Source organism: Streptococcus sp. 2018162 (genome assembly GCF_019754175.1).
Classification (GTDB): domain Bacteria; phylum Bacillota; class Bacilli; order Lactobacillales; family Streptococcaceae; genus Streptococcus; species Streptococcus hashimotonensis.
Genome location: NZ_JAIJZP010000002.1, coordinates 308,728 through 330,840 on the forward strand (window position 1 = coordinate 308,728; position 22,113 = coordinate 330,840).

At 44.1% G+C, this 22,113-nt stretch carries 12 protein-coding genes; 11 read left to right on the forward strand and 1 reads right to left on the reverse strand.

What is annotated here, in order from left to right:
• Window positions 1-6: 6 nt before the first annotated feature.
• From glpO to K5Q22_RS03820, 4 genes are all read left to right on the forward strand, one after another.
• A complete protein-coding gene (gene glpO, locus K5Q22_RS03805) occupies window positions 7-1,836 on the forward strand; it encodes a type 1 glycerol-3-phosphate oxidase (RefSeq protein WP_205013584.1) in 1,830 nt (609 codons plus the stop codon).
• A 13-nt stretch (window positions 1,837-1,849) separates the two neighbouring features.
• A complete protein-coding gene (locus K5Q22_RS03810) occupies window positions 1,850-2,557 on the forward strand; it encodes an MIP/aquaporin family protein (protein WP_024408952.1) in 708 nt (235 codons plus the stop codon).
• A gap of 129 nt (window positions 2,558-2,686) precedes the next feature.
• Window positions 2,687-3,637 (forward strand): VOC family protein, encoded by a 951-nt coding sequence (locus K5Q22_RS03815; protein WP_205013585.1) that lies wholly within the window; start codon window positions 2,687-2,689, stop codon window positions 3,635-3,637.
• 12 nt (window positions 3,638-3,649) lie between these two features.
• Window positions 3,650-4,252, forward strand: coding sequence for an alpha/beta hydrolase (locus K5Q22_RS03820; RefSeq protein ID WP_239514832.1), 603 nt, complete (start codon window positions 3,650-3,652; stop codon window positions 4,250-4,252).
• A 28-nt stretch (window positions 4,253-4,280) separates the two neighbouring features.
• Here the strand turns inward: K5Q22_RS03820 and pepF are convergent, their stop codons facing one another.
• A complete protein-coding gene (gene pepF / locus K5Q22_RS03825; RefSeq protein WP_024407581.1) occupies window positions 4,281-6,071 on the reverse strand; it encodes an oligoendopeptidase F in 1,791 nt (596 codons plus the stop codon).
• A 166-nt stretch (window positions 6,072-6,237) separates the two neighbouring features.
• On the opposite strand from pepF, the gene K5Q22_RS03830 reads away from it, so the two are divergent.
• The 7 genes from K5Q22_RS03830 (at window position 6,238) to K5Q22_RS03860 (ending at window position 22,112) form a co-directional block, all read left to right on the forward strand.
• On the forward strand, window positions 6,238-6,576 hold the full coding sequence (locus K5Q22_RS03830) for an ATP cone domain-containing protein (RefSeq protein WP_002935455.1): 339 nt from the start codon (window positions 6,238-6,240) through the stop codon (window positions 6,574-6,576).
• Window positions 6,577-6,761: 185 nt separating this feature from the next.
• Window positions 6,762-8,129 carry a H2O-forming NADH oxidase gene (gene nox / locus K5Q22_RS03835; RefSeq protein ID WP_205013586.1) on the forward strand — a complete coding sequence of 456 codons (1,368 nt, stop codon included), beginning with the start codon at window positions 6,762-6,764 and terminating at the stop codon, window positions 8,127-8,129.
• Between the two features lie 185 nt (window positions 8,130-8,314).
• On the forward strand, window positions 8,315-10,594 hold the full coding sequence (gene pcrA / locus K5Q22_RS03840) for a DNA helicase PcrA (RefSeq protein WP_205013587.1): 2,280 nt from the start codon (window positions 8,315-8,317) through the stop codon (window positions 10,592-10,594).
• A gap of 2 nt (window positions 10,595-10,596) precedes the next feature.
• Complete coding sequence (locus tag K5Q22_RS03845; protein ID WP_105150811.1) at window positions 10,597-10,983, forward strand: hypothetical protein; 387 nt, start codon at window positions 10,597-10,599, stop codon at window positions 10,981-10,983.
• 296 nt (window positions 10,984-11,279) lie between these two features.
• Window positions 11,280-11,963, forward strand: a complete 684-nt coding sequence (locus K5Q22_RS03850) for a class B sortase (RefSeq protein ID WP_238140150.1) — start codon at window positions 11,280-11,282, stop codon at window positions 11,961-11,963.
• A gap of 1 nt (window position 11,964) precedes the next feature.
• Complete coding sequence (locus tag K5Q22_RS03855; RefSeq protein WP_205013589.1) at window positions 11,965-12,564, forward strand: hypothetical protein; 600 nt, start codon at window positions 11,965-11,967, stop codon at window positions 12,562-12,564.
• Window positions 12,565-12,578: 14 nt separating this feature from the next.
• Window positions 12,579-22,112, forward strand: a complete 9,534-nt coding sequence (locus tag K5Q22_RS03860; RefSeq protein ID WP_221868559.1) for a DNRLRE domain-containing protein — start codon at window positions 12,579-12,581, stop codon at window positions 22,110-22,112.
• Window position 22,113 lies beyond the last annotated feature (1 nt).

Below are 22,113 nucleotides of genomic sequence, written 5' to 3' on the forward strand. Positions count from 1 at the left end.
AATCGTATGGAATTTTCAAAAGAAACAAGACGCTTAGCCATTGAGCGAATGCAGGATCGTCAACTTGACCTCCTCATTATCGGTGGTGGTATTACGGGAGCTGGTGTAGCTTTACAGGCAGCAGCAAGTGGCATGGAAACAGCCTTGATTGAAATGCAAGACTTTGCAGAAGGGACTTCAAGTCGCTCAACCAAATTGGTCCACGGTGGTCTTCGCTACCTCAAACAATTTGATGTGGAAGTGGTTTCCGATACTGTATCTGAACGTGCAGTAGTGCAAAATATTGCTCCACATATTCCAAAACCAGACCCAATGTTGCTCCCAGTCTATGACGAGCCAGGTTCAACCTTTAGTCTCTTCCGTTTGAAAGTGGCTATGGACCTCTATGACCTCTTGGCTGGCGTCAACAATACCGATATGGCCAATAAGGTTTTGACCAAAGAAGAAGTGTTGGAACGCGAACCAAACTTGAAGCAAGAAGGCTTGATTGGTGGCGGTGTTTACCTCGACTTCCGTAACAATGATGCTCGCTTGGTTATTGAAAATATCAAACGTGCAGCTAAAGACGGTGCATTAATTGCCAGCCGTGTCAAAGCTGAGAAATTCATCAAGGATGAGGCTGGAAAAGTTGTCGGTATCGTCGCTCGTGACTTGCTGACAGACAGCACCTTTGAAATTCGTGCGCGTTTGGTCATCAATACAACAGGCCCATGGAGTGACGAAGTACGCAACCTCGGTGGTGAAGGTTCAGGTGTCCTTCAAATGCGTCCAACCAAGGGTGTGCACCTAGTTGTCGATAGTTCTCGCTTGTCTGTGCCACAGCCGACTTATTTTGATACAGGTCACGCAGATGGCCGCATGGTCTTTGTCCTTCCACGTGAAAATAAAACCTATTTTGGTACAACAGATACAGATTATACTGGTGATTTGGCGAATCCAATGGTAACCCAAGAAGACGTTGACTATCTGCTTGATATTGTCAACAATCGCTTTCCAGAAGCAAACTTGACCTTGGATGACATCGAGAGCGGCTGGGCAGGTCTTCGTCCCCTCTTGTCTGGAAATGGAGCTTCTGACTACAACGGTGGAAATAATGGTAAGCTCAGTGATGATAGCTTTAATAGCTTGATTGAAACCGTCAAAGGCTATTTGAACAATGAAAAGACACGAGACGATGTGGAACATGATTTGACGCATTTGGAAGGTAGTGTTTCAGAAAAACATTTGGATCCTTCAGCTGTATCACGCGGTTCTGCCCTTGATCGTGATGACAATGGACTACTTACTCTTGCTGGTGGTAAAATTACCGACTTCCGTAAGATGGCCGAAGGAGCAATGGAAAAGGTTGCAGACATCCTCAAAGAAGAACATGGTCGCAGCTTCAAACTCATCAATTCTAAAACCTATCCAGTCTCTGGTGGTGAATTGAACCCAGCTAACGTTGTAGAAGAAATCGAACATCTTGCTCAACTAGGTGTGAAGAAAGGTCTTGCCTATGATGATGCGCTTTACTTGGCAAACTTGTACGGCTCAAATGCTCCAAAAGTTTTTGCATTGAACCATAAAGTAGAAGCCGTCTCTGACTTGAACAAGCGTGACTTGCTTTCCCTTCACTATGCTATGAAGGAAGAGATGACCTTGACTGCAGTTGACTATCTTCTCCGTCGTACCAACTACATGCTCTTCATGCGTGAGCAGTTGGATGCGGTAGCACCAGACATTTTGAAAGAAATGGCAGTGTACTATGCTTGGTCTGAGGAAGAACTAGCTCAACAGGAACAATTGTTGGCTGATACGCTTGTTAAGAATGATTTGACCTATTTGAAAGAAAAATAGAAAGAGGTGCATAATGACAAATGAATTAATCGGTGAAGTACTGGGAACTGCCTTGCTGATATTACTTGGTAACGGTGTTGTAGCAGGTGTAGTGCTAGACAAGAGTAAGGCCAAGGATGCTGGTTGGATTGTCATCACAATTGGTTGGGGTCTAGCAGTAGCCATGGCAGCTTTTGTGAGTGGTTTATTGGGACCTGCCCACCTCAACCCAGCGGTATCAATTGCAATGGCCTTTGCAGGAAATCTCCCATGGGCTTCTGTAGTCCCTTACATTCTTGCCCAATTCCTCGGAGCCTTTATCGGAAGTATCTTGGTCTACCTCATGTACAAAGATCACTACGATGCAACAGAAGACACTGGTGCTGTATTGGCAACTTTCTCTACTGGTCCTGCCATCCGCAACCTTGTTTCGAATACAATTAGCGAAGCAATCGGAACCTTTGTTTTGGTCTTGGGATTACTGGCTTTCGGTCAGTATGATTTTCCAACAGGTCTTGGCACTTTAATCGTCGGCGGTTTAATTGTTTCCCTAGGAGTTTCTCTTGGTGGTCCAACAGGATATGCCCTCAACCCTGCGCGTGACCTTGGTCCTCGTATCATGCATGCCATCCTTCCATTGAAGCACAAGGGAGATTCGGATTGGAGTTATGCTTGGGTACCAGTAGTTGGTCCAATCATCGGAGGCTTGCTTGCGGCTCTCCTTTATGGTCTCATTTTTTAAGAAATATCCTTCTCTAATCAGCAATGGTTAGGGAAGTTTTTTTACTTGGCTGTTAATCGTGAGCAAAAGATTATTTTGTATCAATAATTAGTGATAAAATAAGTCTATCATAATCAGTGAGGTCATCTTATGAACAATACAGGTATTCATCACATTTCAAGTTTGGTAGGAAATATTCAACAAGCCTATCATTTTTATCATCATATTCTCGGATTAAAATTAACCTTAAAGACGGTGAATCAGGATGATTCTTCTATGTATCATTTGTTTTTTGGAGATGCAGAAGGGCGATTTGGAACGGAATTCACCATTTTTGATATGCCGACACTAGCTCGACAACGGGAGGGAGCAAATCGTTTGGAACGAACCATTTTTCTAGTCAAAGATTTTGCTGCCTTGGAATTTTGGCAGAAAAGATTGACAGCGTTTGAAGTGGAAAACGAAGGAATTCAGGCCTTTGGAAATGGACATATTTTAAATTTCCAAGATGAAGATGGGCAGTTGCTTGGCTTGACCTATCATGACTCAATTGGAGAGATGTTTCCGTATGAAACAGATGAAATTCCGTCGGAATATGCCATTCTTGGTATTGCCAGTCTTCACATGCGAATTCGTGAAGAAAAGGCATTACTAAGTTTGCTGACCGAAACCTTTGGATTTGTAGAGGAAAGCCGATTTGTTTTTAAAGATAAGATGGTGATTTCTCTACTCTTTGACAACACCTTCCAACATCGACTTTATTTGATCCTTGACCAAGAGTCGCCAATCAGCGTGATGGGAGTTGGGGCTATTCATCATATTGCATTTGGTGTCTTAGATGAGTCTGACTTGGAAGACTTGATTAGTCGCTTAAATCTCATCAATCGTCCACATTCTGGGATTATCAATCGAGATTTCATGCATTCCCTGTACTTCCGAGCGCCCAATTATCTCATGTTTGAGGTCGCGACCATGGCTGGCGAAAGAGAGGCTGCCATGCCAAGACAAGATAAGCTGCTGGATAAAGTTGAACTGTTCTTGCCAAGTTTTTTTGAAGAGGACAGACAGGAAATCGAAAAAAATCTCTCCCAGCGTTATTAGGAGAAATGAAGTATGGATTATTGCTTTATCAAAGGGACCAGCCCCCGTCTCTTGGTCTTTTTCCACGGTACAGGCGGCAACAAGGAAGCTATGCTCTTTCTCCGCCAACAGCTGGACCTAGAAGCCTCCGTGCTTTCCTTGGATGGAAGTTGGGGCCAGGGTAGGGACAGGCGTTTCTTTGCTCCGCTGATTGACGGTCAGCTGGATCTTGTCGATGTTGAAATGCGCTTGTCGGCTTTTCTGGATTTTTGGCAGGACTTAGACATTCAGCTCTACCAGCAGATTACCTTCGTTGGATTTTCAAACGGTGCCAACTTCATCATGGGCTTGTTAACCAAACAGTCAAACCTGGCGGACAATTATATCTTGCTCCACCCTTCGGCTTTAGATTATGCGTTTCCTAGGGAAAATAGCAGAGCAGAGATTTTGTTTACACTGGGGCAGAATGACCCATATGTCGACCCAGTCGCTCTTGAAAATCTTGTAGGTGACTGGCAAGCGTCAGCCTTTCCCAGAGCCATCCTAGCTCGTTTTGACAAAGGGCATTTTCTAAGCCCGGATGAATTGACCTATGTGAGAAATTGGTACCAAGAAAGAACAGACAAAAAGGCCTGAACCAATGTGTTCAAGCCTTTAAGAGTTATTAGATTAAGGATTCCAATTTATCCACCAATGAACCAACGTAGGCGATGGTTTCTTTGAGTGGTTGGTCAGTCGAAACGTCGACACCAGCGTGTTTAGCAAGGTCTTGGGCAGAAAGACTTGCACCGAGTGACAAGGTTTCCAACCATTTTTCAACAACTTCTTCAGGATGTTCTTCCAATTGCTTAGCCATAGCCGTACCGATGGTCAAACCAGCTGAGTAGGTATATGGATACAAACCAATGTAGTAGTGCGGTTGACGCATCCAGATAAGACCTGCATCGTCACCGATTTCAAAGTCTTCACCCCAGAATTCCTTGATGACATCCAACTTGATTTGGCAGAGAATATCACCATTGAGGTATTCTTCATTGTCCAAACGAGTGTAGACTTCACGTTGGAAGGCTGCTTCAAGCAAGTGAGTCACCATGTTGTGGAAGTAAGTACGGCTGATCAACTCGCTAATCAAGTAAGCTTGGAAGCCAGGGTCTTGGTTGTTTTTCAAAAGGGTGTTACATGTCAAGACTTCATTAGCTGTAGAAGGAGCCTCGATGAAGTAGAGGGATGGATCGTAGCTGAGGACGCTTTGTTTCTTAGCCAATTGGAAATGACCAGCATGACCCAATTCGTGAGCCAATACCAAGACTTCGTTCATCAAACCTGTCCATGAAAGTAGGATATAGGATGGTCCATCGTAAAGAGTAGCACAGAAGCCACCTGTTGCCTTACCTTCGTTTTGAGCAAAGTCAATCCAACGTTCATCAAATGATTGTTCAATCATTTTCACATAGTCTTCACCAAGAATGCCCAAGCAGTCAATCAAGAATTGTTTGGATTCTTCAGGAGTAATGCGTTGATTGTATTCAGATGGTAGGCTGATTTTCAAGTCAGCATGAGTGATTTTATCCAAACCATGAGCCTTGGCAACCAATTTCACATAGCGACGCATGTGAGGAGCCAATTCCTTCATGATGACATCAATCTGACGGTCAAAGAGATCACGAGAGACATTTTGACTATGTAAGAGGAAGTCAATCGTATTGTCAAATCCACGCAAACGAGCTTCGATTTGCTCGTTTTTGATATGAGACAAATAAGTCGCGGCAGTTGTGTTTTTGTATTTCTTCAAGGTTGAGTAAAAACCAGCAGCTGAATTGCGACGGATTTCGGTATCATGGCTGAGTTCATAATCATTTTCAAAGAGCACATAGCTATTGCCGAGCGTTTCGCCATTTGCCTCGAAGTTATCAAAGGTCATATCTTCAAACTTGGTCACACCGTAATTGTTATAAGGCTGACCAAATGTTGGTGCGAAGTTTGAGAGAAGTTCTTCCTGTAGCGGATGGAGTTGATGCGGCTTATCACGTAGGATTGCATCGAAGAAAGCAGCCCATTGTGGTTGTTCTTCTTTTAATTCAAGAAGAAAGGCTTCATCTAATTGACCAAGTTCTGAATAGAGGAAATCTCGTTGAGGACGTGCCTTGGCAGAAACGAGGTCGTATTCGTTGGCCAGGCTCGCCAATTCAGTATTCATCTTGTCAACTTCTAATGGCAAAAAGGCATAGTGGGAAAGTCTGCTATCAAGAATAACGATTTTTTCGTATTCTGTTAAGGCGGAAACGATGGTATCCTTATCAGTTAGCTTCCCTTTGTAATTCGATTCGAAAGCTGTCACTTGCTTAGCGTAGGCTGCCAAATTTTCTTTGTAGTTATCAGGGGTCGGAAATAGAATGTCCGTATCCCAAGTTAATTGCACATCAATTTCTTGACGTTTAGGCATTGCGTTTGTCATGATTTTCTCCTTATTTCATTTTAATAGGTCCATTATATCATACTAAAGGGCTTTCAGCGAAAATAAGCCAAGGCAAAATTTATGAAAAAGAATACTTGACAAAATACATAAAAACCTAGATAATGTAAGTATGAAAGGGTTTACTGAAAACCAGAAAGGAGCTTTTATGCAAGTCATTAAACGTAGTGGAGAGATTGTTGAATTTGATCCAGATAAAATCTACCAAGCCATCATTAAAGCTGCACAGACAGTTTATGTCATTGATGAAACTTGGCGGAAAAATCTTGCACAGGTCACAAAGAAAGTAGTGCTTGACTTGGAAGAAGCTCATACAGAGCGACCAACGATTAGCATGGTTCAGTCGCAAGTTGAACACCGTCTTTTAGATGCAGGGTATATTTCTATTGCTGAGCATTACATTTCCTATCGCTTGCAGCGTGATTTGGAACGTAACGGCTATGGCGATAAGATTATTGTACATCTGCGTTTTGAACAAGTACGTTAAGAGAAACCTAGAGAAATCTAGGTTTTTTGCTTTTATATATCTTTACATTGTTTAAAGAAAATAGCATTTCAAAAACTTTTTGAAAAAAATGTGATATTCTGAGCATATTTTTTGAAATCGGTAACATTCATATTGTATAATATAGTTCGTAAAAAAATATATTTTCGAAAGTGAGATTTTACATTATGGCTAAAATCGTTGTTGTCGGTGCTAACCATGCTGGTACTGCCGCAATCAAAACTATGTTGACAAATTATGGTCAAGAAAACGAAATCGTTGTATTTGACCAAAACTCAAATATTTCATTCTTGGGTTGTGGTATGGCTTTGTGGATCGGTGAGCAAATTGGCGGTCCTGAAGGACTTTTCTACTCAAACAAAGAAGAGTTGGAGAGCTTGGGCGCGACAGTATACATGGAGTCACCTGTTACAAACATTGACTATGATGCCAAAACAGTTACAGCGCTTGTAAATGGTCAAGAACATGTTGAATCATTTGAAAAACTTCTTTTCGCAACTGGTTCACAACCTATCTTGCCACCAATCAAAGGAGCTGAAATCAAAGAAGGTTCTCTTGAATTTGAAGCAACTCTTGAAAACTTGCAATTTGTTAAATTGTACCAAAACTCAGCAGATGTTATTGAAAAATTGAAAAACAAAGACATCAACCGTGTAGCAGTAGTTGGTGCTGGTTACATCGGTGTTGAGCTTGCAGAAGCATTCCAACGTAAAGGTAAAGAAGTTATCCTTATCGACGTTGTAGATACATGTTTGGCTGGTTACTATGACCGCGACTTGTCAGACCTTATGGCTAAAAACATGGAAGAGCATGGTATTCAACTTGCCTTTGGTGAAACTGTTAAAGAAGTTGCTGGTAATGGTAAAGTTGAGAAAATCATCACTGACAAGAACGAATACGATGTTGACATGGTTATCTTGGCTGTTGGTTTCCGTCCAAACACTGCATTTGCAGGTGAAGGAATCGAGCGCTTCCGTAACGGTGCCTTCCTTGTAAACAAACGCCAAGAAACGTCAATCCCAGGCGTTTACGCTATCGGTGACTGTGCAACAATCTACGACAACGCTACTGGCGACACAAGCTACATCGCTTTGGCTTCAAACGCAGTACGTACTGGTATCGTAGCAGCTCACAACATCTGTGGTACTGACCTTGAAGGTATCGGTGTACAAGGTTCTAACGGTATCTCTATCTACGGTCTTAACCTTGTATCAACTGGTTTGACTCTTGAAAAAGCGAAACGTCTTGGTTTGAACGCTGCTGTCACTGAAGTAACTGACAACCAAAAACCAGAATTCATGGAGCATGGTAACTTCCCAGTTACAATCAAGATTGTTTACGATAAAGATTCACGTCGTATCCTTGGTGCGCAAATGGCTGCTCGTGAAGATATCTCATTGGGTATCCACCTCTTCTCATTGGCAATCCAAGAAGGTGTAACAATCGAAAAATTGGCCTTGACAGACTTGTTCTTCTTGCCACACTTCAACAAACCTTACAACTACATCACAGTAGCTGCCTTGGGTGCTGAATAATTAATTGAATACAAAAGAAAAGCTCAGAGATAACTCTGAGCTTTTTTGGAGCTTGCTACTAATGACCCTCCAAATTTGGAAATTCATCACTCAACGATTTGTTGATCTTTCTAATTTACCACCTGCCCTAAAAATGATTTTTTGGTATAATGGAGAGAATGATTTTTTAGAGAAAGTAAGAGACAATGAACCCATTATTAAACGGAATGAATGACAGACAGGCAGAAGCGGTACAGACGACAGAAGGTCCGCTATTGATTATGGCAGGGGCTGGTTCGGGTAAGACGCGAGTCCTGACCCACCGTATCGCCTACTTGATTGATGAAAAAATGGTCAATCCTTGGAATATCCTAGCCATTACCTTTACCAACAAAGCAGCGCGTGAGATGAAGGAGCGGGCCTACGCCCTCAATCCTGCTACGCAAGACTGTTTGATTGCTACCTTCCACTCCATGTGTGTGCGGATTTTGCGTCGAGATGCTGACCATATCGGCTACAACCGTAACTTCACCATTGTGGACCCAGGTGAGCAACGCAGTCTCATGAAACGGATTTTGAAAAATCTCAATCTAGACCCGAAAAAGTGGAGTGAACGCTCAATCTTGGGAACCATTTCTAATGCCAAAAACGACTTGATTGATGACAAGGCATTTGAAGCCCAGGCAGGCGACCTATACACGCAGATTGTTGCTAAATGCTACACGGCTTATCAAAAGGAACTCAGACAGTCAGAGGCCGTTGACTTTGATGATTTGATCATGTTGACGCTCCGCCTTTTTGACCAAAATCCAGAGGTCCTGACCTATTACCAGCAGAAATTCCAGTATATCCATGTCGATGAGTATCAGGATACCAACCATGCCCAGTACCAATTGGTCAAGCTCCTGGCATCACGTTTCAAGAATATCTGCGTGGTCGGTGATGCGGACCAGTCTATCTATGGTTGGCGTGGGGCGGATATGCAAAATATCCTGGACTTTGAAAAGGATTATCCAGAGAGCAAGGTTGTCCTTTTGGAAGAAAACTACCGCTCCACCAAGAATGTCTTGCAGGCTGCCAATGAGGTCATTGAAAACAACCGCAATCGCCGTCCTAAAAAACTCTGGACACAGAATGCCCAAGGGGATTTGATTACCTACTATCGTGCCAGAGATGAGAATGACGAGGCGATTTTTGTCGCAGGGCAGATTGACCAGTTGCACCGAGAAGGTAAGGTTTATAAGGATTTTGCAGTTCTCTATCGGACCAATGCCCAGTCCCGTACCATTGAAGAAGCCCTACTCAAATCTAATATCCCTTATACCATGGTTGGGGGCACCAAGTTCTACAGCCGTAAGGAAATCCGTGATGTGATTTCTTATTTGAATATCATCGCAAATCCATCGGACAATATCTCCTATGAACGCATTGTTAATGAGCCGAAACGTGGCGTCGGACCTGGTACGGTTGACAAACTCCGTGATTTTGCGACCAGCCACAGCATGTCCCTGCTAGAAGCCTCTCAGGATATTATGTTGTCGCCGATTAAAGGGAAGGCAGCACAGGCAGTCTTTGACCTAGCCAATCTCCTCTATAATCTTCGTAATCAATTAGACAACTTGACGGTTACCCAAGTAGTCGAGGCAGTATTGAACCAAACAGGCTACATCGATGCCCTTGCCGCACAAAATACGCTGGAAGCCAATGCTCGCATTGAAAACATCCAGGAATTCCTTTCTGTTACCAAAAACTTTGATGAAAAGGATGCTGAGGAAGAAGAGACAGGTCTGGATCGCTTGACACGCTTCTTGCTTGATTTGGCACTGATTGCGGATACAGATGATGGCGACACCGAATCTTCAGAAGTGACCCTTATGACCCTCCACGCGGCCAAAGGTCTGGAATTTCCAGTCGTATTCCTGATTGGCATGGAGGAAAATGTCTTCCCACTCAGCCGTGCAGCAGAAGAAGAGGATGAATTGGAAGAAGAACGCCGTCTGGCCTATGTTGGTATCACACGGGCTGAGCAAACCCTCTACCTGACCAATGCTAATTCACGACTCCTTTTTGGTCGTAGTAACTACAACCAGCCAAGTCGTTTTATCCGCGAAATTTCCAGTGACCTCCTTGACTACCAGGGGCTCGCTCGTCCAGCCAATACTAGCTTTAAGGCCTCTTATGTCAATGGCAGAGCGACACAGTTTGGACAAGGTATGAGTTTGCAACAGGCCATGCAAAGTCGAAAAGCATCCGTACAACCATCTGCCAAGCTCGGAGGCAGTATGCCCTTCGCATCAAGCAACCAATCGTCAAGCTCAGGCACCAACTGGTCAGTTGGTGACATCGCAGTCCACAAGAAATGGGGACGTGGGACAGTCCTTGAAGTTTCAGGCACAGGCAGCAACCAAGAACTCAAAATCAATTTCCCAGAAATGGGCCTCAAAAAAGTCTTGGCAAGCTTAGCACCGATTAGTAAGGAAGAGTAGGGATGAATCTTCAGGTACAATTTTTTCAAAATGATGTTATAAAAGCCATCAAGGGAGGAGTATATCAAATTTCGCTTCAAAAAGTTGATGGTGAACGGCGGGTCTTGTATATCGGTGAATCATTCTCTATGTTGATAAGATGCGCACAGCATTTATATCAGTTGAGAAAATACCCAGAGTATTTAGGGATGACCGCTGAAATCCTTCGTGATCAAAACCTTGTCTTAATGTTTGAAATTCTAGAGCTTGAAGAAGCGATGGGAGTCAGAAGAAATAAAGAAAAGGAATACATTAAGAAGTGTATACCCTTGTTACAGAGTGGACTTAGTGATCGTATGCTATCCATTCCTAGGAAAAAAGAAGCGGTGGCTAATTTTCTGGAAATATAGATAGTGATAAAAATGAGGCTGGGCAAAAAGCCCAGCTCCACTCCCCAGAGTTCGTGTCAACATCTCAGCGCAGTGGTTGATTGGCAGATTTGTTCGTGTTTCACACTCCAAATCTGACCTAATCAACTATGCGGGGGTGGGAAGACGAACTCTTTTTTAGACTAGTCGAGTTCTTTCCCACTCCCATTTTTTGTGCATATTGCTGTTTTTGGTCTATCTGTAGTTTGTGTAATTTTTTTGAAAGCGCTCCATTCACCGATAAACTTGTGGTAAAATATTATGGAAAAGGAGATATTGTGAAAAGATTTAGACAATTATTTGGACTAGGACTTCTAATAAGTACTGTGTCCCTATTCCTGTACGGGATAGGTGATTTGGAAAAGACTGAAGAACGACGCATACAGAGTAAAAATCTTGAACAAATGTTTCAAAAAAACTCAGATGCCTATGCTTGGATTCGGGTGGAAGGAACGAAAATTAACTACCCTGTTCTACAACATCCTACAGATGACGCCTACTATTTAACCCATGATGCAGAAGGAAATGAGACTCAGTATGGTGCTATTTTTACTGAAAGGGTAAATCAGACTAGTTTTGAGGATCCTGTGACGATTATCTATGGACATGCCATGCGTGATGATTCCATGTTTGGTAGCCTAGACTATTTAGCGGAGCCTTCTACATTTGAATCAATCCAGACAGTAACGATTACCAAAGACGGGAAAGACTTTCTATACCAGATTGTTGCAGCATATTCCTTTACTGATGATCACCTGTATCACACCTTTGGACTAGGCGATACGAAGCAGGTGGAGTCATATGTCTCTCTGTTAGAAGCCTGGGCAAATGAATATGGTGGATTCTATCGCTCGTTTGATTTTGATGTTACTCGGGATAAGTTATTGATTTTATCTACTTGTGACGTGGCAGGAAATGAGAGACGGTTTGTAGTTCATGCCGTCAGAAAAGGAGGAAGCTAACATGGTTATTTTTAAAGAGAATAGAAAATTTTTTGAGTTTGCGATTGGATATATTTTTGTAGGTATAGGGCAAAAATTGATGGGAGTCGGTCTATTGAAACCCTGGTCTGAAAATGCTCCGGTCCTTTTGTGGCTAGGGTTGGTAGGACTTTCCTTGTTTGGGATTGGATTATTTTTTATTGGAAAATTAGCCATTTGGTTTCTAAGGCAGTTCAATCAGGAGCAACGAGTAGCGAAAGTCGTTGGTCTAGCATTAGCAGTTAGCGTGCTTGGAGGCTTGCTGCTTGGAGGATTAGGGCAGCTAATCTATGATTACACTTCATTTGGCTATCAAGAAGTAAAAAATGCCATCTGGTTAGTGACGAGCCTATTTCAGACATTTATCAAAGTAACGGTTATCTTTAACCTTTACTGCTTTTATAAAGATAGTAACTTTTCTTGGAAGAAGGGGGACTTCCGAAGAATAATTGCCATTGTCTTACTGGGAATTCTTATAGCAGCCAGCATAGGATTGATATGGTCTGCCATATCAGACATCTTGTTGGGGCTTGCAGATATGATTGTTATTTTAGGGACAGTATATTATTTACTTGAAAAATAATTAGGATGATATATATGAAAAAGAGAAGAAAAATTGTTAGTTGGCTGATGCTTTCAACTATTTTATTGGCCAATAGTCCCCTGGTCTATGCGCAGGAAATTCAAGAAATTGTTGAAACTTCGCAAAGTCAGGCTTATTATGAAAAAGCGGTGGAGGAAGCGCGTGAGACGACTGTCGGTGGTGATAATGCAAATACAACTAATGCATCAAACTCCGACCAGACAACCGCAGCAAGTACCACTGATGGCGGAGATGCCATTCAGCAGCCTAAAATCACTGAAGAAGGGCAAAATGCAGAAGAGTCAGCTTTACGGGCGCAGTATGGAGAACCAGTTCTTGAAAGTGGTCAAGAACAACTTTACAAGGTAGACGAGACACGCTTTGTGACCTATATTGGTAGCCAGGCTAAGACCTATATTGACCACGAGGGGCGGGAAGTTCCGATTGACCTTGATCTGTATTCCTATCATGCAGATGGCACGCATTATTATCTACCGAAAGAATCACCTGTTGATGTAGTGCTTCCCGCTAAGGTGACCGAGACTACGCCGATTGATGTTATCAGTCAGGAAGATAAAATATCGCTCTATCCTTTGGATAAAACCTACGAGCATGCGACTGTAGAGGACAATGCTATCCTTTATAATAACGTTGACGGTGCGACAGATGTCCAATATACAGTACAGTCAAACGGCGTTAAAGAAGAAATCGTTCTGAGTAAATGGGAAGAAAAGAACCGTTTTACCTACGTTCTAGAGGCAGGAAATTATGATGTAAGTCTTGAAACCAATCAAATCTTGGTTCGCCAAAAAGGTAAAAAAGAAATACTTTTTGTCTTAAATGCTCCTCTTATGGTGGATGCTGCAGGAGAAACCAGTCAAGATATAAAATTGGAACTGGCTGAAAAAGATGGACACTACCATATTACTGTCGTCGCAGGGAAAGAATGGTTGGCAGATCAGGCACGTCAATATCCTGTTCGTATCGACCCAACCATTACTGTCCCACGAGAAAATATACTAGATTCTGTAACGAGTTCGGTCCACGGTCAATATCAGGGATATGCTTATGGTTATATTGGATATATGACGGTCGAATCCATAGGAATGAAAAGATTCGCAGACGTTAAGGACATCGGTCGTAGTCGTATGTATTTTAAGGTCAACTATGACTTTAAGCAGAATATTCCTTCAGAAGCTAAAATTGATAGCGCAACACTCAATCTCTATGAGTACACTGCTCCTGGAAATCAAGGAACACAGTTTGCTGCCTATCGTTTAACAGAAGATTTTAATATCAACACGGTGACTTGGAATTCATCCGTCAATCTAGGTCGAGAAATTGCAGGTGAAAATGCCATTTCCGAGAAAAAGGTTGGGATGCACAACTTTGATATTCGTGATGCGGTCAACGGCTGGGTACAAGGACTCTATCCAAACTATGGTTTAGTTGTCGCTGCAACAGATGAGGGAGCAGATGGAGGTGCCTTTTATACGACTGAAGCCACAGCCTCCAATGCAGGTCAAATTGGCTTTACTCCTGAAAAAGCGCCAAGTATTACGATTAATTGGTCCGTCCCAGATCCAGTAGATATCAATTATGCTATCGGTGATACGACTATCAATCTCCGGACAATGGTGAAGACAGATAAGTCTGGTAAACTCCAATTCCAAGGAGTTTTTGCGGATGGTCTGACTAGCCCTGCTGCACAGGTTGGCTACCAGCTCAGTGACCCTGCTAAGAATTATACTGGTCAGAGTACAGCCAGCTTTTCATACAAATACCCTGACACGGCTTCCTTTATTTCAGCATTTGAAAAAGGAACGACACAATACAAAGATAAATTGTCTAACTGGCAAACGCTCGTGCCGTTTACAGAGCCTGAATTAAATACGCTCTACACCATCGATGCGGAAAGCCAGAAAGATGGTCAAACGAGTGGGAAGAAGAGTAGTGACTCTTTCATCATTTACAAGGTAACCCAATATGATACTCTTCCTAAGATAGCCAGTTACTATGGCGTACCGCTAAAACAGATTGCCTTTGACAACCGGATTCAAGATATGCTTCTGGTCAAAAACAACACTCTCTTTATCCGCAATCCAAGTAAAAATGCGAACAAGCCTTATAACCCACCTGCTCTGACTGATAAGGTCAAAGCAGACGTGGATATGCTGTTGATGGGACGTGGCTTACACTGTGAATTTGGTTTTGAACCGATAAATCTTAATACAGGTAATTTCTACTTAGAACGAACAGATGTATCTATCTCAGACCTAGGTGGAGACTTTGCGATTGTCCGCAATTATAACTCCAAAGCAGCAGGTATCAATAGTCTATTTGGTCGAGGATGGTCTTTTGCCTTCAACGAACAACTTTCACTTGATGACGAGGGCAATATTAACTATATCCGTACAGATGGTTCTATTTTGACCTTTACCAAAGAAGGTGATACCTATAAGGCGCCAGAGGGCTATGATCTAACCTTGACGGTAAAGGAAATAGAAACTAAAAAAGCTGATTTTGGCAATGGCGAAGAGGACTACGCTGTCAAGGAATACCACATTACCGATAGCAATCAGCAGGAAAAATTCTTCAATTTCCATGGGCTCTTGACCAGTCAGACAGATGAAAAAGGGAATAAAACTAGCCTCTCCTATAATGAACAGGCTCAACTGACTAAGATTACATCACCGACAGGTCTTGTATATGGTGTGATCCAAAATGATTCAGGCTATATCGGAGCAATCCAGTTACCGAACGGTTCAACATTAGCTTATGACTATGATGAAGCGGGAAATCTTATTTCTTACACGGACGCAGCAGGAGCTAAGACGCGTTACGACTATGACGAACAAGGACGGATGATAGCTTGGTATGATGCCAATGGGACCAAGATTATCGAAAATGTCTATGATGAACAGCATCGTGTCATCCAGCAGACCGACGGAACAGGAGCAGTCTCCACTCTTTCCTATAGTGATGGACAGACAGTAACGACAGATGCTAATGGTCAAGTGACGACTTATACCTATGACAAACATTATCGTACAACAGCCATTACTTATCCTGATGGAAGCAGTATTCGTAAGGCTTATGACGATGATAACCGCTTAGTGAGTGAGACCAATGAATTGGGTCAAACGACTAGCTACACTCACGATAGTCAGGGAAATATTCTCACGGAAACTCGTTTTGACGGAGCGGTCAAAACATCTACTTATGACCAAAACAACCATCTCCTTTCTGTAACAGATTTTGCAGGACAGACTACTAGCCATACTTATGATGCGAAAGGAAACCTTCTTTCTACAAGTTTGGCAGATGGTACTAGCATTACCCACACAGTTGATGAGCAAGGACGCATTCTTTCAACCACCGATGCTCTAGGAAACACAGTCCAGTTATCCTATGATGGGGCTAATTTGGTCAAAGTGACCAATGCAGCTGGTGGAGTGACCACTCTTACCTATAACGCTCATAATCAAGTCACCTCCATCACCAACCCTCGTGGTGGTGTGACAACGATGACCTATGATGCCGAAGGTCGTAAACTAAGTGAAAAAGATGCGGATGGTGTCGGTACAAGTCAGACATTTGACCCAGCAGGGCAAGTGATTGCAGTGACCGAAGGAAATGGGAATACTAGCAGCTTTACTTACGATGCCTTTGGACGCAAGATTGCGGCAAGTAACGGTGAAGGTGGTCAGTATAGCTACGAGTATGATGGTGTTGGGAACCTCCTTCGTTTGACAGATGCCGAAGGCCGTACGACGAGCTACAGTTATGATAGCAGAGGTCGTCTTCTGACAGAGACGGATGCTGCCGGACAAACGGTGCATTACAAACGTGACGCAATTGGTCGTGTCTTGGAACGGACCAATGAAGCTGGTCAGACAACATCATATACCTATGATGAGACAGTCAACCAAATCGCAAGCATTACAGATGCTTTAGGGCAGGTGACCAGCTATAGCTATGACAAGGCAGGGAATGTGACTCAAGTCACCTACCCAATTGGTACGAGTACGACCAGCACTTACGATGCTTTAGGTCGTCGTCTCAGCTACCAAGACCAAGCAGGCCGCACGGTTAGCTATACCTACGATGCTCTAGGAAATAAACTGACCGAAAGCCTGGATGAACGTACGACCAGCTATAGCTACGATGCACTTGGCAATGTGACCAAGGTCATCTATCCAGATAAGACAAGCGTTTCCTACCGATATGATAGCATGGGAAATGTTCTCGAGCAGACAGATGCCAAGGGCATATCCACTCAGTATGACTATACTGCCGCTGGTCGTTTGAGCAGTACGACAAATGCTCTTGGTCAAATAACCACCATGACCTATGATGCGAACGGAAATCAAATCAGCTTGACCGATGCGGCAGGAAATACTGCCAGCACACGCTATACAGGGCAAAACCAAGTTGGTCAAGTCACCGATGCACTTGGTCATACAACACACTTTAGCTACAACCAAATGGAGCAACTTCGTGAGGAAATTGATGCTCTAGGTGGAAAAACAAGCTACCAGTATAATGAACTTGGCTACCTGACCCAAGTGACCAATCCAAATGGTCATGCAACTCAGCTGAGCTATACCCCAACGGCTCAGGTTAAAGAAGTTATCCAGGCAGACGGTAGTAGTATTGTCAATGAATACGATGCTCTTGATCGCCTCATTAAGCAGACGCAGTCTAGCGGTCTTATTACTGAGTATAGCTATGATGCTGCCAATCGTCTGATAGCTGCGAAGGATAATCAATCTCTAAATGAAAGTTACACCTATGACGCAGCAGGCAATCGCCTGACGACAACCAACAGCCTTGGTCAGACCACAAGCATGACCTATGACAGCTACAATCAGTTGACCAAGGTCACTTATGCAGATGGAAGTAGTGAAAGCTACACCTATGATTTATCAGGTAATCTAGCGACTAAGACGGATGTAGAAGGACATGAGACTAGCTACCATTATGATGAAAATGGAAATTTACAGAAGAAGGTAGACCATCTTGGACGCGAAACCAGCTACAGTTATGACCAACTCAACCGTGTCGTGACAGAAACGGACCCTGAGGGGCATGAGACCAACTACGAGTACGATGTGCTGGGTAATGTCGCAAGTGTCACAGATGCCAACGGACACCAATCTACCTACGGATACGATGCTAATGAACGCCTGGTTCTGTACAAAGATCCAAAGGGACAGGAAACTGTCTTGAAATACGACCCACTCGGTCGTTTATTGGAGACAGTGGCTCCTACAGGTGCCAGCCAGACCTACACCTACGACGCAGTGGGCAATCGTCTGTCTGAAACAACAGGCGAGGGAAATACCACTAGCTATACCTACGACAGTCTCAACCGTCTGCTTAGCCTAACCAAGCCAACTGGTGGTAAGACAAGCTATACCTACGACCAAACAGGTAGTCTCTCGACAGAGACAGACCCGAGTGGGGATGTGACAAGCTATGTCAATGACCTCTACGGTCGTGCGACTAGTCGAACTCTTCCAAATCAAGCGACTTTCAGCTATAGTTATGACGCTCTTGGTCGTCTGGAGAAACAGACAGCGCCACAAGGCTTGTCCAAGACCTATACCTATGATGTAGCTGGTAATCTTATCAAGGAAGTAGACCAGTCGGAACGAGTGACTAGCTACACCTACGATGTTGCCGGTCGTCTCTTGGCGGAGAAGAATGCTCTGGATCTAGAAAAGACCTACGCCTACGATGAGATGGGCAATCTGACCAGCATCACCAGTCCGAGCGGTGCTAAGACCAGTCTGTCCTATACGAAGCTGGATCAGCTTAAAACGATCACCAGTCCGACAGGCCGTGAGACGGAGCTGAGCTATGATCCTGTGGGGCAAGTGACCAAGCGAGTCATCAATGGTAAGCGGGAGACAACCTATGCCTATGACCCGAATGGCAATCTCTTAGAGGAAGTCAATCCACTTGGTCAGGTGACCAAGCGGACCTACGACGCAGGCAATCGTCTGACAGCCGAGACCAATACCGCAGGTCAGACCAGCCTCTATAGCTATGACAAGGATAACCGCCTAATCAAGGTATCCAGTCCGACAGGCGCAAGCAGTAGCCTCACCTATGATGGCAATGGCAATCTGACCAGTGTTCTCTCAGGAAGCAAGCGACTTTCTAGCTACACCTACGACCAAGAAGACCAACTACTGACCGCCACCAAGGGAAGTGGAGATGAAGCATCAACCAGCAGCTACACCTATGATAGCGTGGGCAATCTGACCAGCATCACCAATGGCAATGGTCAGGTGACGAAGTATAGCTATGACCAGCTAGGAAATGTCGTGGAAAAGATGAATGCGCTGGGAGACAGCGAGACCTACACCTACGATGTCAATAACCAACTAGCCAAGATTACTAAGGCTGATGGTCAGACCATTAGCTACGACTACAACAAGCTGGACCAACTGCTGACCAAGAAGACTTCTGCCGAGTCAGAAGGTCAGGTCCTCTACAGCTATGATGCGGATGGTCGCAGAGTGGCGATGAGTGACTTGACGGGTCAGACCCGCTATGCTTATAATGAAGAGGGTGAATTGACCGGTGTTCGTCAGGGTGATGGCAGTCTGATTACCTACACCTACGACGACTATGGCAATATCACCAAGCTGGTCTATCCAGATGGTAGCGAGGTAGCCTATAGCTATGACGAGCTCGACCGCCTGACCAAGGTGACCGACCGTGACGGCAAGGTGACCACCTACGCCTATGATAAGGCTGGTGACATGACCAAGATTGAGCGTGGAGACGGCACGACAAGTGCTCTGACCTACGACGCAGCCCATCGTGTGACAGAGATTGTTCATCGTGACAAGAAAGGCAAGCTGATTTCCAGCTATGCCTACGAGTACGACGATGGCAACTACATCGCCAAGGAAACCATCACGCAGGATGGGGAAACTCTGGTCCAAACTTACACCTACGACAGTCTGGGTCAAATCGTCCAGATGACCGTTTCAAGTAAGGATGGCAAGGAACTGAGTCAGTTTAGCTACACCTACGACCATGCAGGAAACAAGCTGACCAGCACGGAGACGGTGGACGGTAAGGAAAGCAAGACAGAGTTTAGCTATGACGCCGAGAATCGCCTGCTTGAAATGAAGTCTGGCGACAAGACCATCACCTATATCTATGATAAGAACGGAAACCGCACATCGTCTGGTACTGATGATGCCAAGCTAGATTATATCTATGACACGGAAAATCGTCTCTTGGCGGTCAAGGATAAGGAAGGTCTGCTTTTCGCTGCCCTCTATGATGGGGAAGATAACCGTGTCTTCACTGCCAGCAGGACCCAAGCGACCAACACCTACCAGCTCTTCAAACGCAAGCCAGCGGATAAGAAGCACAAGTCTCCGTATACTGCGCCAGATGGCGAAGCCAACAGTCTCTTCTGGTATGGCTTCACGCAGAATGTCGTCCAGTTCTTCTCGAGCTTCACGACCAGCGAGGGCTATGACTGGATCGATACCTTCGATACCGTCTCAACTGCCTACCATCAGAAGGTAGCCAAGGACCGAGCAACGGAAGAAGGGCTTGTGGTCAATCCGCCGAGCGAGGACAACCTACCGGGTGAAGATGAGGTGCTCTACAGGAGTCAAGTACAGGATGTCCTCATCCCTTACACGACCAAGGAAGACACCTACAACTATTACGAGACACGAAACTACGTCAACGATGTCAATCGGGATCACACCCAAGTCCTGCAAACCTATGACGACCAGCTCCAGAAACGGGAGACCTATGTCTATGTCTATGGCAATGGCAGAGCTACCTATACTAACGAGAGCACTGGTGACAGCTATCACTACCTGACCAGCCAGTCTGGCTCTGTGACAGGTCTAACTCAGAATGGCAATTCTGTTGCATCTAGCTCTTACAATCTCTACGGAGCAACCAAGCAGACCACAGACACCACAGGCAACCCATTTGCCTACAATGGTGAGGCACGGGATGTGACAGGTCTGGACTACCTTCGTGCACGATACTATGACAACCAAGCAGGCACCTTCCTGACGGCTGACAGCTATCCAGGTAGTCAAACAGACCCGCTCAGCCAAAACCTCTATGCCTATGTGCAGAACAACCCAGCCAACTACACCGACCCGAGTGGGCATATCCGCTCACCACATGTCATGTTGGATGACCGATTTGGTGGCAAGGTTTATAAAAATCCAAGACCTCTGATTAACACAGATGATGGGACGCTTTACGCACCGAGCACACCTGAGCACAAAGCTCATCAAATCCGCCAGCAACAAACAGGAAACTACTCATACGTCTATACACCGAAGGTGTACAGCAATACCCCAATCATCAAACCAACCAGCTATGCGCAGGCGCAGGCACAACGTGACCGAGCAAGAGAGCAGGCACTCGCCGAACAACGTCGCAAGCAAAACATCAGAAATGAGTATAGCAGGGCTACAGGTTCCAAAGGGAAGGCTAAGCTGAGGGAGGCCCAGAATCTCTTTAAGAACTGGGGCAAGGCGCTGGAGGAAACTCTTAAACACGTATGTAATCCTCAAACTACGAAAGGTAAGGATTCAGGTACCCGAAACAAGCCAAATATCAGTGTTGCGGATTTCCGCAAGATTGAAGAAGCCAATAAGTATGGATTGACAGTGGCTGAAAAGACGAAGATAGATAAAATGTCTATGAGCGACTTGAAGTCTCAATATAGTAGTGTAATTGGTAATTATAACACCTATATTGGAACCGGCTACTTCAACCCATTAGGTATTGGCGAAAATAGAGCGGTTATTGAAAGATATAAGATACTTAAGGCTGAGGAAGAAGCTAAGGCGGCAGCGCAAGCAGCGGAGTTGGCGAAATATCAAGCATGGAATATATATGATACTATTCGTGCAACAGGACTGAAACCTGATGGAAGTAAACCGTCTAAAGCGGAGCTAGATATAGCCAATTCAGGATGGTATCCATGGCTGAAAGGTATGACACAAGGGGCGCAATTAGCAAGCAGTATTTCATCGGCTTATGTGGGCTATCAAAGTTACTATGGCAAACCGATTTTAGGTGTTGATACGAATTATATTCAAACCGCTAAAGCAAAGATTAATGAAAAACTATTTAATTTTGATGACATTGACTCAGGTTTTAAGGCGATTGATACGGATACCCTTCCGGTAAAAACTTACTCAGAGCGGTTTCAAAATAGCACTGGTAATCGGATTGCTGAGGAGTTTGTGGCAGAGCTTACTTCTAATCAAACAAATCGTTCATTAGTGAAAAGTTATGAAAATGATGGAGGAATGTCTGTGGCTGAAATAGATTTTGAAACATTGGGATTAGAAAAAGTCCAAAGTGTACAGACTCAATATGGGACAGGACGAAGAGGGACTTTGCCAGATGGTACAAATGTCATCCTTAGACCAGGTAGTTCGTCTAAAGAGGGGGTATATTTAAGTCAGCCTACAATTGAATTTCAAACAAGGAAAATCGGTGGTGTTAATTATAAAATACGATATTTGGAGTAAT

Bases quoted from the DNA above. Each gene is read 5' to 3' on its own strand.
- nox (WP_205013586.1), top strand. From the start codon at position 6,762: ATGGCTAAAATCGTTGTTGTCGGTGCTAACCATGCTGGTACTGCCGCA.
- pepF (WP_024407581.1), bottom strand. From the start codon at position 6,071: ATGACAAACGCAATGCCTAAACGTCAAGAAATTGATGTGCAATTAACT.
- K5Q22_RS03830 (WP_002935455.1), top strand. From the start codon at position 6,238: ATGCAAGTCATTAAACGTAGTGGAGAGATTGTTGAATTTGATCCAGAT.
- pcrA (WP_205013587.1), top strand. From the start codon at position 8,315: ATGAACCCATTATTAAACGGAATGAATGACAGACAGGCAGAAGCGGTA.
- K5Q22_RS03860 (WP_221868559.1), top strand. From the start codon at position 12,579: ATGAAAAAGAGAAGAAAAATTGTTAGTTGGCTGATGCTTTCAACTATT.
- glpO (WP_205013584.1), top strand. From the start codon at position 7: ATGGAATTTTCAAAAGAAACAAGACGCTTAGCCATTGAGCGAATGCAG.
- K5Q22_RS03820 (WP_239514832.1), top strand. From the start codon at position 3,650: ATGGATTATTGCTTTATCAAAGGGACCAGCCCCCGTCTCTTGGTCTTT.
- K5Q22_RS03815 (WP_205013585.1), top strand. From the start codon at position 2,687: ATGAACAATACAGGTATTCATCACATTTCAAGTTTGGTAGGAAATATT.
- K5Q22_RS03855 (WP_205013589.1), top strand. From the start codon at position 11,965: ATGGTTATTTTTAAAGAGAATAGAAAATTTTTTGAGTTTGCGATTGGA.
- K5Q22_RS03845 (WP_105150811.1), top strand. From the start codon at position 10,597: ATGAATCTTCAGGTACAATTTTTTCAAAATGATGTTATAAAAGCCATC.
- K5Q22_RS03810 (WP_024408952.1), top strand. From the start codon at position 1,850: ATGACAAATGAATTAATCGGTGAAGTACTGGGAACTGCCTTGCTGATA.